The following is a 15,932-nucleotide window of genomic DNA, read 5'->3' on the forward strand; positions in this document are numbered from 1 at the left end:
GCTCCGCACGCCCGAGAGGGAAAATCCAACCGTCAGGGCGAACTCACAGCTGGATAGAAGTTGGGGGCAACGTCACCGCCAACTGCATCGCAGCAGCCGTCATTCTTCTAAATTAAGCCGCTTCGCTGTCCCGGAAGATTGCTCCACGGCCCAACCCGGTGCCCGGATGAGCGGAGTCACTATCCACGAGATGAAGGAACTTCTTGGCTACGGGGAGTCGCCGCGCTGGGCTGGGAATAGATCCTTGCACAGCAGGAATCAGTGTGGCGGGACGAAGCACGCCACGAACTCCGAAGAATTGTGCGGCAACCTCGCGCGCTAATGTCTCGGCCAAGGCAGACGGCACGGCGTTGCCGACCATCTTCTGAATGTCGGCATGCCCGCATTCAAATCGCAACCCATCAGGGAACGTTTGGAGACGACAAAGCTCTTCGGCAGACAGTCTACGATTTTCCCAATGAAAAGGACCGGTTGCCGGTCCCGGCTGAGCTTGGATCGTCCAAGACGGCTTATCCTTTGCAAGCTTCAAAAGGAAATTCCAATAGCGCCGACGCCATCCAAAGAGCGGGACGCCTCCGCCACGATCCGTATGCCACAGATAGTTGTGTCCCTCTGGGATCGATGGAAGTAAGTCAGCCCATTTGCCTTTGACTCGAAGGGACGCGTTGTCTTTTACAGGGGCGAGGTCCGCGAGTGCATCCCATGTCGTCCGATGGGCCTCACCTCCAGCTAGGGCTTCCTCGCTATCGGGGCGGAAATGAGTTTGGGCAGGAAACTTGAATCGCTTCCCCTCGCTCGACCCGATGATGAACACCCTCTCACGCAATTGCGGGACACCATAATCGGCAGAATTGAGAGCACGGAACTCCAAGGCATAGTTGGTTCCGAGATCACGATTGATCTCCTCGACGCCAGCCTTCAAAGCTTCAATGCCCTCACTCTTACCCCGATAGGCAAGGCCGGGAACGTTCTCCAATAGGAACGCCTTAGGGCGTGTATCGCGAAGCACCCGAAGATATTCGGTCAAGGTATCTGCTCGGGGATCGGAAAGTCGCCGAGAGTCGCCACGCGCCCAATATCCGGATTTGCTGAACGGCTGGCAGGGCGGTCCTCCAATTAGGATATCAGCCTCGCCAGGCTCCAATCGAGCCGTCTTTAATATCAGTTCGGAGGAGATTTCACCTATTGGTCCTTCCAATACCGGCCAATCACGGTTCAGACGAACCGTGGCGCAAGCGACGGGATCAAAATCGAGCGCAACACGCGTCTCATAGCCTGCAGCTTCGAATCCAAAGTCGAGCCCTCCGATGCCAGTGAACAAGGAAATTGCTTTGAGTTTCACAGACACCTCACGCCGCCCTTGCATAGTACATATCAAACACATTTCCAGCGTTCGCTGAGAAAGTCGGCTCGGCGACACCAATCATGTTGGCCAATCTGCCATCGCAGGTCTTGTGCGGCTCCAAGTCAGAGGTAAGTGCAAACCGGAACTCCCAGTTTTCCGTCACGGCGTGAAGGCAAGCAGCGAGAACTGGAAAATCCTGTGGCCGATAGTAGCGAGAACAAGGGTCTCCCTTCGACGCCCGTGTCTTCTGGAAATCGACCTTCGGTCTGCCGTCAGCGTAGGTGGTGCGCAGCGTGTTCTTGCACTCGATCAAAATTGGGGCTCCGCCCTTCCATCTGAGCGACAGGTCGGGCTTACCGTCCGCCTCCAATCGAATACACTCGGATACACCGTCTAGACTCTGGAGTGCGTCAAAAAGGTGCCGCTCGGCAACCCAACCCCGCACCGCCATCTTCAACCGGCTCGCACCCTCGATGAGGTCGAAGAGGGCTTCAGGTGCGATCCCAAATTCTTTCAGGACAGCGTGCGACACCGCCTTCGGGTTCGGTTTCAGCTCCTTTAGCTTGTCGGCTACGAGGTGACGTTCGCCGGGGTCCAATCCACGAGCGATCCGCTCCAGCGCAACAAGGTCAAGTAGTCGATCTTGCTTGCCACCGACGAGCACTTCGGTGCGGAAATCTTCAAGATCAGCGGTAGGGCGATCCTTGGATTTGCCCGGTCGCCGATCGCGTTCCCACACGGCCCATCCATCACTTTGAATGAGGTCGACATGGTCGCGCTTGAACTCGATTGAGCGCGACATAGGGGCTGGCGTGTTCATCAACGGGTCGGCCGCGACGAACACACCCTGGGCGGTATCGATACCGAGGAACAGCGTTGTAACCAGGTTCTGAGGGTCGACCGCGACCTCCAAAATACCCTTCAGGTTGCCGCCATACTTGATCTGGAATCGGTGTTCGTCAGAAGGGCGATTCTTTATGTGGTTAGAGTTAGCGAAGAATGCATAAACGAGCACGCCCTGGCGCTCACCGGACGGCGTATCGAATACGATGTAGAATGGAGCCCGGTTGGGTTCACTTGCGTGAACGATGCGACAGTCCCGCATTTCCAGCGCCCGCAGCAGGAAGGCAAGTAGCGGCTCTTTATCGGAGCGGCTTACCGCGTAGCTTTTCCACTCCAAAGCGGAGAGGATGTTCTTATGGGCATCAAACGGGTTCATTCGGCGACATTAGCGATCTGGCGACGATTCGAGAATCACCGCCTTATGGCTCCCCCACTTTATTGCGATTCGGAACCCTAATGGGATTGTATGAACGAAACAAGAACAAACGCAGGCGAGATGGGAGGGGGAATGGGCAATTGGTTTCACAGGTGAGGCAAGCTGGAGCGGGTGCGTACATGATCATTGCACCAGACTGGTGCCTGTCTCAATCTCGAACAGGAGAAGGCTCGAGAAACTCTCTCAGTCGCTGCGCCAAAGCATCACGATCATTGATCTCACATTCCCAGATCACCAGCACATCCCAGCCTAGCTCTCGAAGCGAGACATTGATCTTCCTATCTCGTTCCACGTTACGCGTCAGTTTAGGCAGCCAATAATCGGTTCTAATCTGGGGCTTGTTTGCGAGGCGGCAGGCATCATGCTGGTGCCAAAAACACCCGTGAACGAAGATCACCTTCCGGCGGCCGGGGAACACAATGTCAGGGGTGCCGGGCAGATCTCGACGATTGATTCGAAATCTGTATCCGAGCATGTGCGCGAGTCGGCGAACCTGCATCTCCGGCTTGCTGCCAGTTTTGCGGATGCGTGACATCCGGCGACGGATGGCCTCGGGAACATCAGGAAAGGGCATGGGGCGCGGCGACATGCCTCGAGCCTGAAGGTTCGGTTCCACCGGCGGCAGCTTTTGCCTTCTCCCAGAGGTCGTACATGGCGCCGATCGCGGCGGAAGCAATCGTCAAGCTCGTATTTGCCGTCGTTGCGGTATTCGACACGGCTGCTAAGCCGAGCGCACCACTCTGCTGCGGCTTACTCCGGAGCGTGAGGGATGCGAACGTGGATGAAACGCACGTTCCGCGCTGACATGTTTTGCCGTGCATTCCGGCGCCCCTTGACTTCGAAACTTCGCCCAAGCCCATTCCTTGGCACTTTCTAAACCGCCACAATTTCAATAACATAGGTGTTCGCGGTTTCACTTTGGTCGGCGCGCCAGGCTTTTTCTATTTTCATGTCTGCATGTTGCTGATCGCATTGATTCAGCGACCCAAGAACGGACATGCACGCCGGGCTGCTGCCTGCCTTCGACCCGAGCCGCGTTCGATTAACTTCCTTTCCTCCGGCGCTTCCGCCTCGGCAGTCCCGCCCGAGCCCCGCTTGCCGGTTGCCAGCACGCCTCAATCGCAACGTATTGGTACGGTAGTCATTCGGGCGTCGCAGCTGCGGCCTAAGCCCCATCCCATGATGCCGGGCTCTTCTCACTCACACATGGACGCACCAGCGTCAGCCGCCGACCACGGGTCGAAGCGGCCAAGAGGATATATGCGTAACCACAAGCTCACCCCGCTCGCGCCTTCCATCGTCCGCTCCAGCCCTGATTGGAAACCCGAACCCTGCGGCCTCACGCGCGAACAGATCCGCGCCATCGTCATCGAGCAGATCGGCTGATTCACCACTTCGGGAGGGTGCTCCCTACGCGCCCCGATCGCGGTCGGGTTGCCCCGTCCCGCTCGCGGCGCGGCGGAAGTCCGTCGGTGCCATGTCGGCCCATCTCCTGAACGCGTGGTCGAAGGCGCTGTTCGCGGAATAGGAGAGCGCCTCCGCGATCCGTCCGACCGGCAGACGCGTCAGGGTCAGCAGTTCGCGGGCGATGGCGAAGCGTACCTCGTCCTTGATCGCCTCGAAGCTGGTGCCAGAGCGCGCGAGGTGCCGGGCCAGGGTGCGCGGCCCCATGCCCATCTCCCGCGCCACCGCCTCGCGGTCGGCCTCGCCCGTCATCAGGCGTGGCCGCAGCAGGTGACGGACCTGCGCGGCGACGTCGTTGAGATCGCCGCTCAGCGTCGACTGGATCGCCGCGCGCAGCCGCTGGTGGCGCCCGTGACGTTGCCCCTTGTTTGCCCTCGTTCATAACTGGACTCTGTTCTCGCTGTGGTCCGTTCTGGATCGGGTTGCAAACTCGTTCGGGGTGAGGCCGCCAAGGCTCGTATGCGGCCTGTGGGCGTTGTAGTCCGTTCTCCATTCCTCGATCAGCCGGCGAGCGCTCGGCAGGTTTCGGAACATGTGCTCGTTCAGGCATTCGTCCCGGAAGCGGCCGTTCAGGCTCTCGACGAAGCCGTTTTGCATGGGCTTGCCTGGTGCGATGTAGTGCCACTCGACCCGGCTGTCTTCCTGCCATTGCAGGATCGCGCGCGAGGTCAGTTCGGTGCCGTTGTCGCTGACCACCATGAGCGGCCGGCCGCGAAGGGCGATGAGTGCATCGAGCTCCCGGACAACGCGCTGGCCGGAGAGCGAAATATCGACGACGAGCGCCAGGCACTCTCGCGTAAAGTCGTCGACGATGACCAGGACGCGGAAGCGGCGGCCATCGACGAGCTGGTCCGCGATAAAGTCGAGGCTCCAGCGCTGGTTCGGCCCCTGTGGCATGGTCATCGGCGCCCGTGTCCCGAGCGCGCGCTTGCGCCCGCCACGCCGGTGCACCGTTAGCCGCTCCTCCCGATAGAGCCGGAACAGCTTCTTGTGGTTCAGCGCGATGCCGTCCCGCCGCAGCAGGATGTGCAGGCGCCGATAGCCGAACCGCCGACGCTGACCGGCCTTCAGCCGCTCCCGGATCTCCACGTCGTCGGACCGCCGCGAGGCATAGCGATAGGTCTTCGGGTCGAGCCCGATCAGACCGCAGGCCCGACGCTGCGAATAGCTCTTCTCTTCGATCGCCCAGTTCACGAACGCTCTCCGCGATCCGGGCTTCAGAAGTTTTTTCCGAGTGCCTCGCGCAGCGTCGCGACGTCCAGCATCGACTCGGCCAGAAGCTTCTTGAGCTTGCGGTTCTCGTCGTCGAGCGCCTTCAGCCGGCGCGCGTCCGACACATCCATCCCGCCGTAGCGATTGCGCCAGTTGTAGAAGGTCGCGTCGCTGATCCCGTGCTTGCGGAAGATATCCGCCACCGCAATCCCCGCCTGATGCTCCTTCAGCACCGCAATGATCTGCTCTTCGCTGAACCGGCTCTTCTTCATCTCCGTCTCCTTCCGACGGAGTCCAATTCAAACCGAGGGCGCTTCAGGGGGCAACGTCACCCGGCATGCGCGCCCGGCAGCGGGTGGTCCATGTCGCCCCCGGCGATGACGACGCCGGTATGCTCCTGATCGAAGAGAATGGGCGCGCGCAGGATCTTGCGGTGATGCGCAAGTTGAGAGGGCCGCCCGGCCCCAATGAGAACATGCCGCGCCTGCACCTGCCCGCCCGTGAGCGAGCGCACGAGATTGACGCCCATCGCCGCGACCAGATCGTGGACCTGGCGGCCGCCGCTGGCGGCGTAAAGGCCGTAGCCGATGAGGCAGTCATCACCGGACCGCTGGAGATAGACCACCGCGCCGCGCGAATAGCCGATCTGGACGCCGACATAGTCGCGGAAGGCGTCGCCGAGCGTCGGCGCGCTGGCCATCATCTCGCCGACCTGGCCGAGGGCGCGGTGATCGCTGCGCCCGCCGACCAAAAGGCCGAGATGCGGGCAGCGGGCGACCACGGCGGAACGCTCCAGCAGGCCGATCAGCGCGGTGTAGGCGAGGCGCGCGTCGGGCTGCAGCGCGTCGGGCGCGATACCGGAGCCGGCGAACGCCGCCTCGGGGCTGACGCAAAGGTCCTTGAGCACCTCCGGCAAGCACGCGAGCGGACCCACCCTCTGGAGGGGAACATGATTCAAAATTACCGGTTCCTGTCCTGAAATAGCAAGCGGACATGACCTTCATAAGCTATGTCTCCGCTGGACGGCAAGATGTCCTGCCTCGCAGCGTCGCAGTCAGGAGTTTTCCGATCTGTCTTGTTGTCGCAGCGGAATTTAGATTTCGCGCGAACTTCGAGACTCGTCCGGCTCTACTTTCGAGTTGCATGTGTGCAAGCATTCGCCTTCATCCAACGTGCCGAGCCGCCGGGTTTGCGACACCCGGCCGACCGGAGCGCGCTGACGCACGTTTCCTCCAGGTGCACGCTGGCGGCCGATGCGTTCGTGCCATCGGCGAGCGACGCGCCCTTACCCTTTTTCTCGGCAAGCCGTCGCGCGCGAACCCGCGCCGGACGCGGAGCTGCATCACCCCCCACGGAGACTTCCATGAACGTTTCGCGCCGCATGCTGCTGCTCGGCGGCACCGCCTTCGGACTCGCGGTGGCCGGCCGGCCGCACGATGCCCTCGCCTGGGACGGCCCTCTCTTCGACGTCGTCGAGGGTGCTGAGGACTTCAAGGTCGCCTCGGACGCCTATGTCTTCGGCTACCCGCTCGTCACCATGGAATACACCCGCCGGGTGATGACCAATGTCGCCACCGCGGCAGGCACGCGCGCGCCGATGGGCACCATCATGAAGGCGCGCTCCTATCCCGACGCCTCGTTCCGCGACGTGACCGCGCCCAACGCCGACACGCTCTACACCACCGCCTTCTTCGACGTCGGCGACGAGCCGTGGGTGGTCAGCATCCCGGACATGAAGGGCCGCTACTTCCTGCTGCCCTTCCTCGACGGCTGGACCAATGTGTTCCAGGTGCCGGGCTCGCGCACCACGGGCACCGGCGCGCAGACCTTCCTCGTCACCGGCCCGGGCTGGAACGGCACGGTGCCGGCGGGCATGACGCAGCTCAAGTCGCCGACCAGCCTCGTCTGGATGCTGGGGCGCATCTACTGCACCGGCACGCCGGAGGATTACGCGGCCGTGCATGCGCTGCAAGACCAGTTCAAGCTGTTCCCGCTCAGTTCGCTCGGCAAGCCCTTCACGCCGCCGCCTGGCAAGGTGGATTCGACGATCGACATGAAGACGCCGGTGCGCGAGCAGGTGAACGCGCTCTCCACCGTCGAGTATTTCACGCTGCTCGCCGAACTGATGAAGCGCAATCCGCCCTCGCCCAAGGACGCGCCGGCCCTGGAGCGGTTCGCGTCCATCGGGCTCACGGCGGGCCAGAGCTTCGATGCCAAGGCCGTCGACGCGCGCTGGGACAAGCGCCTGCCGGCGCTCTCCTTCGACCGCATCATGCTGCACTTCAAGTTCAGCGACGGCGACGTCAAGGACGTGAACGGCTGGGGCTACACCACCAAGACCGGCACCTATGGCACCGACTACCTCCAGCGCGCGCTCATCACCGCCATCGGCCTCGGCGCCAACCGGCCGCAGGACGCGGTCTACCCGACCTCGCTCAAGGACAAGGATGGCCGGGACTACAGCGGCGCGGACAAGTACGCGCTGCGCTTCGCTCCCGGCCAGCTGCCGCCGGTGAAGGGGTTCTGGTCGCTGACCATGTATGACGAGAACTATTTCTTCGTCGCCAACCCGATCAACCGCTACTCGATGAGCGTGCGGACCAACCCGACCTTCGAGGCCGACGGTTCGCTGCTCATCTATGTGCAGAACGAGAACCCCGGCACGGCCAAGGAGGCCAACTGGCTGCCCGCGCCGAAGGGGCAGTTCTACCTCATGCTGCGCCTCTACTGGCCGGACGAGAACGATCCGTCGATTCTCGACGGTTCATGGGTCATTCCGGCCGTGACCAAGGGCGCCTGACGGCACCCACCGTTTTCATCCACGCGATGCCGGCCGCCCGGCCGGCATCGCATCAGTTCTTCGGCCGAGCGGAGATCGCCGCCATGCGTTTCACGACCCATGCCCCGAGCGGGCGCTTCTTCCGCATCTATGGGCGGCGGAGCCTGCTTGCGGCGGTACTTCTGGCGACGTCCCTCGCTGCCGGCCGGGTGCAGGCGGCGGACCTTCCCTCGGCGGCTCCCTCCCCGGCAGCGGAGGCCCCCGCCCCCTCCGCCTCACAGTGGCGATACCAGGCGACGCTCTATGGCTGGGCGACCGCGATCAATGGCGATGTCGGTGTCGGGCGGCTACCCTCCGTGCCCGTGAACGCCACGATCCCGGATGTGCTCGAAAAGCTCGACGGCGCGGTGATGGGCAGCTTCTTCGCCCGCAATGACCAGTGGATGGTGCTGGCGGACCTCGTGCTCGCCCGGCTCTCGCATGACAGCCATGTCGGCACTTTCGGCGGCACGGCGCTCGATGCCGAGCTTTCGCAGACGGTCGCCACCGGCGCGGTGGGCTACTGGTTGCCGCTCGGGCTTTCAAATATCGACATCGCCGTCACCGGCGGCCTGCGCTACATGCGCATCTCCGGCGACCTGTCTCTGACCCCCGACGTGATGCCGCTGGCGCTGGCCGCCAGCCAGAGCAAGGAGTGGCTCGACCCGACCGTCGGCCTGACCGCACAATGGAAGATCGACGAGCGCTGGTTCATGAACGCGATTGCCGACATTGGCGGCTTCGGCGTCGGCTCGAAGCTGTCGAGCTCGGGCTATGTCGGCCTCGGCTATATGTGGACGCCGTCGATCTCGAGCGCGGTGGGCTACCGCTACCTCTACGAGGACTACGAGAGCGGCAACGCACAGGGCGGCGCCTTCCGCTACAACACCACCATGCACGGCCCGACATTAAGCGTCGCCTGGCACTTCTAGGCGGGACGCGTAGCCACTAACCTGGGGCCACGTGCCCTGCTCGTCGCCACATCACGATTCCGGGCGACCCATAAGGCCGCCCGGAATCGGGCGGTTCACGCCGCGCGCGTCGCGGCGGCCGGGGCATCGCCGGAATGGCGGATCTCGGTGCCGAGCACCTTCAGGCATTCGCGCATGAAGGCGGCCAGCGCCGTCCAGCCCTTGGCCGAGACCATATTGCCGTCGACCAGCGCTTCCGTCGGCGAAAGGTCGACATAGGTGCCACCCGCCAGCCGCACTTCCGGCTCGCAGGCACCGAGCGCGCCGACGCGCTTTCCGGTCAGCACCCCGTCTACCGCCATCAGGATCTGTGCCCCGTGGCAGATGGTGAAGATCGGCTTGCCGGTCTCATGGAAGTGGCGAACCATCGCCTGGATGCGCTTGTCGGTGCGGATATATTCCGGGCCGCGCCCGCCGGCGCAGTACACCGCGTCGTACTCGTCGAGCTTCACCTCGACGAAGGTCTTGTTGATGTCGGCGAGATGGCCGTAGCGCTCGATATAGGTTTGGTGTCCCTCGAAATCGTGCAGCGAGGTCTGAATCTTGTCACCGGCCTTCTTGTCCGGGCAGACGACATGGACGGTGTGGCCCACGGCTTCCATTCCCTGCTGGAACACGAAGATCTCGTATTCCTCGGTGAACTCACCCGTGAGCATCAGGATTTTCTTGCCTGGCATGGTCGTTTCTCCGCTTGTGTCGGGATGTAGCGGGGCGCCGGACCGCCCCTGGTGATCAGAACGGCGAATCCGGAAAGTGGTATTCGGCGGCATTCGCCTTGGTGATCAGCGGCGCATCGAGCTTGAGGGAGCCGCGCACCGGCGCATGGCCGGCGAAATGGGCGGCCGTCAGATAGATGGCGGTCTTGATCATGGACGGCGGATAGGGCGTCTCGACCGGCGTCATCGCGTCGCCCGCCATGACCTTCTCGATGATCTCCTTCATGCCGTTGCCGCCGAGCGCGAACTTGATGTCCTTGCGCCCGGACTGCTTGATCGCCTCCAGCACGCCGAGGAGCATGTCGTCGTCATTCGCCCACACCGCGTCGATCTGCGGGTATTTGGCGAGGTAGTCCTGCATCAGCTTGAAGGCTTCGTCGCTGTTCCAGTTGGCGTACTGGATGTCGAGGATCTTGAGGTCGGAGCCCTTGATCCCGTCCTGGAAGCCCTTGATGCGCTCGTCGTCGATGACGGTCGGGATGCCGCGCAGCACCACGAGGTTGCCTTTGCCGCCCATCTTCTCGACGAGGAACTTCGCGGTGTTGAAGCCAACCGCGATGTTGTCGCCGGCGACGTAGAGATCCTGGATGTTGGGGTCGTTCAGGCCGCGATCGACCACGGTGATGAAGCTGCCCTTCTCCTTGATGGTTTTGACCGGCGTGGTCAGTTCCTCTGAGCTGTGCGGCAGGATCACCAGCGCGTCGAGCTTGCGCGTTGCCGACAGGTCCTCGATGGCGCTGACCTGCGCGCTCGCCGAGGGCGAGGTCTTCACGATCACTTCGAGATCGGGAAAGGCCTTGTTGATTTCCTTGGCCGCAGCATTGGCATGGTAGACGACGCCGGCCGTCCAGCCATGGTCCGCCGCCGGAATGGAGACGGCGATGGTCTTCTTCTCGGCGGCCGAGGCCGGGCCGGCGGCCAGCAGGGCCGTCGTGACGCCGGCGGCGATCAGGGCATTTCTGAGCATGTGTTTCCTCCGAGGTATGGCAGTCTTGTTGATGTCCGGCACATCGCGGCTGCCTCGCGCGCGCCGGCTCGTCGGTGCCGCCTACCTCTTCGACATGCGCTGGATCAGCATGGCGATGATGATGATCACGCCCTGAACCGCGGCGACGAGGTACTCGGAGACGAAGTCGGAAAGCACCATCAGGTTGGCGATGAATTCGAGGATCACCGCGCCCGCCACGGTGCCCCAGACGCGCCCTCGCCCGCCGCGCAGCGCCGTACCGCCGATGACGACGGCGGTGATGACCTGCAGTTCCCACAGCAGGCCGGTCGTCGGGGTCGCCGCGCCAAGACGGGGCACGTAGCAGATGGCGGCGATGGCGACGCAGGCGCCCTGGATGACGAAGGCCATGGTGCGCACCCGCGCGACCGATATGCCGGAATAGCGCGCCACGTCCTCATTCGCGCCCACCGCCACGCAGCGCCGTCCATAGCGGGTGCGGTAGAGCACATAGGCGGCGACCAGCGCGACGGCGAGCGAGACCAGGATCGGGATCGGCACGCCGAGCACATCGCCGAAATAGACCGGGCGGTAGGCGTCGCGCAGGCTGCGGTCGATCGCCACCGTGCCGCCATCGGTCATGTAGGTGATGAGGGCGCGAAAGATGCCCATCGTGCCGAGCGTGGCGATGAACGGCTCGATGCGCCCGATGGTGACGATGGTGCCGTTCAGTAGCCCGCAGGCAATGCCGGTGACGAGGGCGACCGCCATGCCGAGCGGAATGGCTGCCGTGCCGACGCTCGGCGCCGCCCAGTTCATCACGAGGATCATCACCCCGGTGATGAAGGCCGCCATGGAGCCGACCGAGAGGTCGAGGCCGCCGGACGAGATGACGAAAGTCGCGCCGATGGCGATGATGCCGATGAAGGCGCTGCGTGTGACGACGTTGGCGATGTTGTTCGCCGACAGAAAATCCGGATTGATCAGGAAGCCGATCAGCACCAATGCGGCGAGTGCCAGGAACGGGCCCGCATCGCCCCAGCCAATGGACCAGCCGTGCTGGGCGCGCGGCGGCGCGGCGGCGAGGTCAGCCATCTGAAGTCCTCCCAGATATATTTTCATTGGTCGCGCTGCTGGTGGCGCAGAGCGCGACATTGCTTTCGGTCATGGCCTCGCCGGCGAGCTCGCCGTTGATCCGGCCGGCGCGCATGACGAGGATGCGGTCGCACAGGCCGATCAGTTCCTGCATCTCGGACGAGATGACGATGCAGGAGCGCCCCTCGCGCACCAGCGCATGGATGAAGGCGTAGATCTGGCTCTTGTTGGCGATGTCGATGCCGCGCGTGGGCTCGTCGATGATGAGCACCGAGGGCTCGTTCAGCATCACCTTGGCCAGCAGCAGCTTCTGCTGGTTGCCGCCCGAGAGCTGGCCCGCTTTCGCCTCGCGGCTGCGCAGGCGTATGTCGTAGCTCGCGACGGCGCGGTCGAGCAGCTGCGCCTCGCGCGCAAGATCGAGCCCGGCGGCCGGGTGAACGCGGTCGAGCGCGGCAAGGGTGAGGTTCGGCGCCAGCCGCTCCTCCAGCAGCAGGCCTTTTCCCTTGCGGTCCTCGGTGAGATAGCCGATGCCCAGCTCCGCCGCATGGGCCGGGGAACGGAAGGCGGCCAGTTCCCCGTGCAGGCGCACCGCGCCGAAGCTGGCGGGCCGCAAGCCGAGCAATCCTTCGAACAACTCCGTCCGACCGGCGCCGATCATGCCGGCGAGCCCGAGGATTTCCCCCTTGTGCAGGGTCAGCGACACCTCCCGGACGAATCCGGGGACATGAGCGTTCTCGATCTCCAGAGCGGGAGCGGCGTCACCGCCGGCGAGCCGCGCGGGGTCCTGCCGCGCGGGATAGAGGCTGGCGAATTCGCGCCCGACCATCAGGCTGGCCATGCGGTGCGGCGTGAGGCCCTGCGCGTCGTAGGTGCCGACCATCCGCCCGTCGCGCAGCACCGTCACCCGGTCGGCGAGGCGTTCCACTTCGTCCAGCCGGTGGCTGATGTAGAGGATGGCGACGCCGCGCTGCTTCAGCTCGACGATGATGTCGAGCAGCGGATCGACCTCGTCGTGGGTCAGCACGGCGGTCGGCTCGTCGAAGATGACGACGCGGCGGGTGCCGAGCAGCGCCTTGGCGATCTGCACCAGCTGGCGGTTGGCCAGCGAGATGTCCCGCACGAGGGCGGTCGGCGACACCTTGCAGCCGATTTCGGCAAGCTGGGCAGCGGCCGCCTCGCGCATGGCGCGCTCGTCGAGCCGGCCGAAACGGGCGATCTCGCGGCCGATGAAGATGTTCTCGGTGACGGTCAGCGCGTCGGCGAGCAGAATCTCCTGATGGACGAGGGCGATCCCGGCCGCCTGCGCATCCGCCGGCGCGTGGAAGTCGACCGGTGCGCCATCCATGAAGAGCGCACCTTCGCTGGGCTTCAGGTAGCCCGAGAGCAGACGCATCAGCGTCGACTTGCCGGCGCCGTTCTCCCCGATGACCGCGTGGATCTCGCCCGCGCGGATGTCCAGCGACACGTCGGAGAGCACCCGTACCCCGCTGAACTCCTTCGCGAGGTGCTCGGCGCGCAGCACGGGCTCGGCGGTGTCTCCGGCCGGAGCAAGGGCGAGGGAGGCGCCGCTCATAGGTCGAACGCCGGTGAGAGGCGTTCGCGCGAACGCTCCAGATGCACCCGCATCGCCACGCGCGCCGCCTCGACATCGCGGGCGGCAAAGGCCGCCAGGAGCGCCTCATGCTCGTCGAGCGCCTCCTCGGTCACAAGGGCATGGAACATCAGGCGGAAAATGTGAAAATGGGTGTGCTGGTGCGCCAGCGTCTCCCGCACGAGTTCGTTGCCGCCGACCTCCAGGATCATGTCGTGGAAGACCGCGTCCTGCCGGGCGAACTGGGGGTAGCGCGCGCGCTCGTCCGCTCCCGCACCGCGCAGATTGACGCCGGCGGCCCCGGTGAGCGCGCTGAGCGCCTCGTCCGTCATGGCGGCTGCCGCGCGGCCCGCCATCTCGGGCTCAAGCAGGAGGCGCAGATCGTACAGCTCCTCGAAGCGCGCACGGGTGATCTGCGGCGCGGCGCTGTAGCCGACGAGGTGGGTCTTGATGACGAGGCCTTCGCCTTCGAGCCGGCCGAGCGCTTCGCGGATCGGCGTCTGCGACACCGCCAGCTCGCGCACGAGGTTGTCGACGGTGATGCGTGCGCCGGGAGGAATCTTGAGCGCCATCAGGCGCGCGAAGATCGCGTCATACACTTCTTCGGAGAGGCTGGCGGCGCGATGCACCGCCGGCCCAGACCCGCCGTCTTCAGGCAGATAGCGGGAAATAACGTTAGGTTTCGAACCGCGCATAGCGTTGCCCCTTGACAGCAATCAACAGCTAGCACGATCCTTTCAATCGCTCAATACGATATCCTATACGATTTTATACAGGGATATCGCTCAGGAGACTGGAATTTATTATTACTATATACGTTATACCAGACGAGGAGAGCGCCGTGACACTGTCCTCCGCCGCGCGGCTGCCGCTGTATCAGGCGGGGCTGGCGGTCCGGGTCCATGACCGCCTCCCGCCCGAGGTGACGGGGTGGCTCGCCGGCGTCGGCATCGCTACGACGCGCATGCCGCTCGCCTTCGAGCGGTTGATCAGGAACGGTCTGCGCCCCACGGCCGCCAAGAACATGCGCCGCGTGCGTGACGCGACCCATACCGGCGACCGCCGCGCGGCGGCCATCGTCCTCGAATCGAAAGTCCAGCCATGACCCTCGCCATGCCCTCCATCCCGCTCGCGGCGGAGCGCATCGATCCGGCGGCTTCCTTCAGCGGCACCCGTGAGTCCGGGCCCGGTCGCGAGGGCGGCACGCAGGGCGTGCCGGAACTCCCGGAGGCGAAATGCGTCCCCATCCTCTGAACGGGATCGCGGCCATGGCCGACCCGTTCCGCACCCGCGACCACGTGCCGGATTTCGACCAGCACGTCATGGCCTATGGCGCCCGCAGCGCGCAGACACGGGCGCGCCTGCCGATGCGTGCCGACATCGCCTACGGCTCTGGCCCCGGGGAACGGCTCGATCTGTTCCTCCCGCCACCCGACCGACAGACTGGGGCGGTGCACATGTTCATCCACGGCGGCTATTGGCGGATGTTCGCCAAGGAGGATTTCTCCTTCGTGGCCGATACCGTTACCGCGGCCGGCGGTATCGCGGTCGTCATCGACTACGCCCTCATGCCCTCGGTGCGGATGGAGGCGGTCGTCGACCAGGTGCGCCGGGCGCGGGACTGGTGTCAGCGTCACATAGCCGAGCATGGCGGCGATCCCGCCCGTTTGACGATCAGCGGCCATTCGGCGGGCGCCCAACTCGGCGCGCTGCTGTTCGAGGTGGGCCAGCCGTCCCCGGGCATCGCCGGTGCGCTGCTCCTGAGCGGCGTCTACGACCTCGCGCCGTTGCAGCATTCCTTCCTGCGCGACCTCATCGACATAACCGATGACGAGGTGGAGCGCTTCAGCCCCCTGCGCCTTGCCTATGATGCCTGCCCGCCGATCGAGATCGTCACGGGGAGCCATGAGACCGCCCCCTTCCACGAACAGGCGAACGCGTTCGCGGTCCACCTCACGCGCGCCGACGCCAGGCCGCGCGTGCGCACCCTCGCGGGCGCGGATCACATGAGCATCGTGGCCGATCTCGGCACGCCCGTTAGCGAGGCCGGCGGCCTGTTGAAACGGCTCGTCTCGCTGTCCTGACTATCCCGTTACGGCACGCGTCGAATCCGTTCGCATACGCGGAACCGGGAAAGGCGCCCGCACGTTAGGCGATCAAGGCAACGACGCAGTCATGCGACGTCGCCGATCGAGCGGAACGGGTGCCGACATGCGATCGCTGCGCGAAATTCTCCTGAACATGGACATCGAACTGGAGGACTACACCTCCGCCATCGGGCAGGCCCGCAATCCGATGTTGTCGGATGACGACCGCCTGATGCTGCTGCGGTCGGGCGAGGCGTCGTGGAAACGTCTGGAAGCGGCGCACCGTGAACTCGCGGTTCGGGCCGCAGGTCTGGGCCGCACTCCCGCGAACGACGCGAAGACGACGACGCCCAAGGCTTTCGCCTCCACTTGATACGTTCGATACGTTCGACGTTTTCGTTCTGAGCA

At 64.3% G+C, this 15,932-nt stretch carries 18 protein-coding genes; 7 read left to right on the forward strand and 11 right to left on the reverse strand.

Annotated features, from left to right (window positions below; all coding sequences use genetic code 11):
- Nucleotides 1-112: 112 nt before the first annotated feature.
- The 3 genes from MWN33_RS17790 to MWN33_RS17800 all read right to left on the reverse strand — a co-directional run bounded on the left by MWN33_RS17790 (nt 113) and on the right by MWN33_RS17800 (nt 3,213).
- Nucleotides 113-1,342 carry a DNA cytosine methyltransferase gene (locus MWN33_RS17790; RefSeq protein ID WP_247202393.1) on the reverse strand — a complete coding sequence of 410 codons (1,230 nt, stop codon included), beginning with the start codon at nt 1,340-1,342 and terminating at the stop codon, nt 113-115.
- 7 nt (nt 1,343-1,349) lie between these two features.
- Nucleotides 1,350-2,564, reverse strand: a complete 1,215-nt coding sequence (locus MWN33_RS17795) for a hypothetical protein (protein ID WP_247202394.1) — start codon at nt 2,562-2,564, stop codon at nt 1,350-1,352.
- 208 nt (nt 2,565-2,772) lie between these two features.
- On the reverse strand, nt 2,773-3,213 hold the full coding sequence (locus tag MWN33_RS17800; RefSeq protein ID WP_247202395.1) for a very short patch repair endonuclease: 441 nt from the start codon (nt 3,211-3,213) through the stop codon (nt 2,773-2,775).
- A gap of 671 nt (nt 3,214-3,884) precedes the next feature.
- Between MWN33_RS17800 and MWN33_RS19110 the strand changes: the two genes are divergently transcribed.
- Entirely contained in the window at nt 3,885-4,010 is a 126-nt protein-coding gene (locus MWN33_RS19110) for a hypothetical protein (protein ID WP_281493855.1), read from the forward strand.
- 24 nt (nt 4,011-4,034) lie between these two features.
- Here the strand turns inward: MWN33_RS19110 and MWN33_RS17805 are convergent, their stop codons facing one another.
- The 3 genes from MWN33_RS17805 to MWN33_RS17815 all read right to left on the reverse strand — a co-directional run bounded on the left by MWN33_RS17805 (nt 4,035) and on the right by MWN33_RS17815 (nt 6,258).
- Nucleotides 4,035-4,340 (reverse strand): helix-turn-helix domain-containing protein, encoded by a 306-nt coding sequence (locus tag MWN33_RS17805; RefSeq protein ID WP_247202396.1) that lies wholly within the window; start codon nt 4,338-4,340, stop codon nt 4,035-4,037.
- A gap of 126 nt (nt 4,341-4,466) precedes the next feature.
- Nucleotides 4,467-5,572, reverse strand: a protein-coding gene (locus tag MWN33_RS17810) for an IS3 family transposase (RefSeq protein WP_247202397.1) whose coding sequence is annotated in 2 segments (ribosomal slippage) — nt 4,467-5,317 and nt 5,317-5,572 — 1,107 coding nt in all. Because the reading frame shifts where the segments join, the coding sequence is not laid out codon by codon here.
- A gap of 56 nt (nt 5,573-5,628) precedes the next feature.
- The gene (locus MWN33_RS17815) at nt 5,629-6,258 is read right to left on the reverse strand and encodes an AraC family transcriptional regulator ligand-binding domain-containing protein (RefSeq protein ID WP_247202398.1); all 630 of its coding nucleotides are present in this window, start codon (nt 6,256-6,258) and stop codon (nt 5,629-5,631) included.
- 405 nt (nt 6,259-6,663) lie between these two features.
- Between MWN33_RS17815 and MWN33_RS17820 the strand changes: the two genes are divergently transcribed.
- Complete coding sequence (locus tag MWN33_RS17820; RefSeq protein WP_247202399.1) at nt 6,664-8,100, forward strand: DUF1254 domain-containing protein; 1,437 nt, start codon at nt 6,664-6,666, stop codon at nt 8,098-8,100.
- Between the two features lie 83 nt (nt 8,101-8,183).
- Nucleotides 8,184-9,050 (forward strand): hypothetical protein, encoded by an 867-nt coding sequence (locus MWN33_RS17825; RefSeq protein WP_247202400.1) that lies wholly within the window; start codon nt 8,184-8,186, stop codon nt 9,048-9,050.
- Nucleotides 9,051-9,145: 95 nt separating this feature from the next.
- On the opposite strand, the gene MWN33_RS17830 is transcribed toward MWN33_RS17825, so the two are convergent.
- The 5 genes from MWN33_RS17830 to MWN33_RS17850 form a co-directional block, all read right to left on the reverse strand.
- On the reverse strand, nt 9,146-9,766 hold the full coding sequence (locus tag MWN33_RS17830) for a DJ-1/PfpI family protein (RefSeq protein ID WP_247202401.1): 621 nt from the start codon (nt 9,764-9,766) through the stop codon (nt 9,146-9,148).
- A gap of 55 nt (nt 9,767-9,821) precedes the next feature.
- Nucleotides 9,822-10,772 carry a substrate-binding domain-containing protein gene (locus MWN33_RS17835; protein ID WP_247202402.1) on the reverse strand — a complete coding sequence of 317 codons (951 nt, stop codon included), beginning with the start codon at nt 10,770-10,772 and terminating at the stop codon, nt 9,822-9,824.
- An 81-nt stretch (nt 10,773-10,853) separates the two neighbouring features.
- A complete protein-coding gene (locus MWN33_RS17840; RefSeq protein ID WP_247202403.1) occupies nt 10,854-11,846 on the reverse strand; it encodes an ABC transporter permease in 993 nt (330 codons plus the stop codon).
- The gene (locus MWN33_RS17845; RefSeq protein WP_247202404.1) at nt 11,839-13,419 is read right to left on the reverse strand and encodes a sugar ABC transporter ATP-binding protein; all 1,581 of its coding nucleotides are present in this window, start codon (nt 13,417-13,419) and stop codon (nt 11,839-11,841) included. Before MWN33_RS17845 ends, MWN33_RS17840 begins: the two co-directional genes overlap by 8 nt.
- Nucleotides 13,416-14,066, reverse strand: coding sequence for a GntR family transcriptional regulator (locus MWN33_RS17850; RefSeq protein ID WP_247202405.1), 651 nt, complete (start codon nt 14,064-14,066; stop codon nt 13,416-13,418). The genes MWN33_RS17845 and MWN33_RS17850 overlap by 4 nt, the downstream gene beginning before the upstream one ends.
- Before the next feature lie 212 nt (nt 14,067-14,278).
- On the opposite strand from MWN33_RS17850, the gene MWN33_RS17855 reads away from it, so the two are divergent.
- The 4 genes from MWN33_RS17855 (at nt 14,279) to MWN33_RS17870 (ending at nt 15,897) form a co-directional block, all read left to right on the forward strand.
- A complete protein-coding gene (locus MWN33_RS17855; RefSeq protein WP_247202406.1) occupies nt 14,279-14,542 on the forward strand; it encodes a hypothetical protein in 264 nt (87 codons plus the stop codon).
- Complete coding sequence (locus tag MWN33_RS17860; RefSeq protein WP_247202407.1) at nt 14,539-14,691, forward strand: hypothetical protein; 153 nt, start codon at nt 14,539-14,541, stop codon at nt 14,689-14,691. Before MWN33_RS17855 ends, MWN33_RS17860 begins: the two co-directional genes overlap by 4 nt.
- A 14-nt stretch (nt 14,692-14,705) precedes the next feature.
- Nucleotides 14,706-15,521 carry an alpha/beta hydrolase gene (locus MWN33_RS17865; protein WP_247202408.1) on the forward strand — a complete coding sequence of 272 codons (816 nt, stop codon included), beginning with the start codon at nt 14,706-14,708 and terminating at the stop codon, nt 15,519-15,521.
- Between the two features lie 127 nt (nt 15,522-15,648).
- On the forward strand, nt 15,649-15,897 hold the full coding sequence (locus MWN33_RS17870; RefSeq protein ID WP_247202409.1) for a hypothetical protein: 249 nt from the start codon (nt 15,649-15,651) through the stop codon (nt 15,895-15,897).
- The last annotated feature ends 35 nt before the right edge of the window (nt 15,898-15,932 follow it).

The sequence above is a fragment of the Ancylobacter koreensis genome, from assembly GCF_023016525.1.
In the GTDB taxonomy this organism is placed as follows: domain Bacteria; phylum Pseudomonadota; class Alphaproteobacteria; order Rhizobiales; family Xanthobacteraceae; genus Ancylobacter; species Ancylobacter koreensis.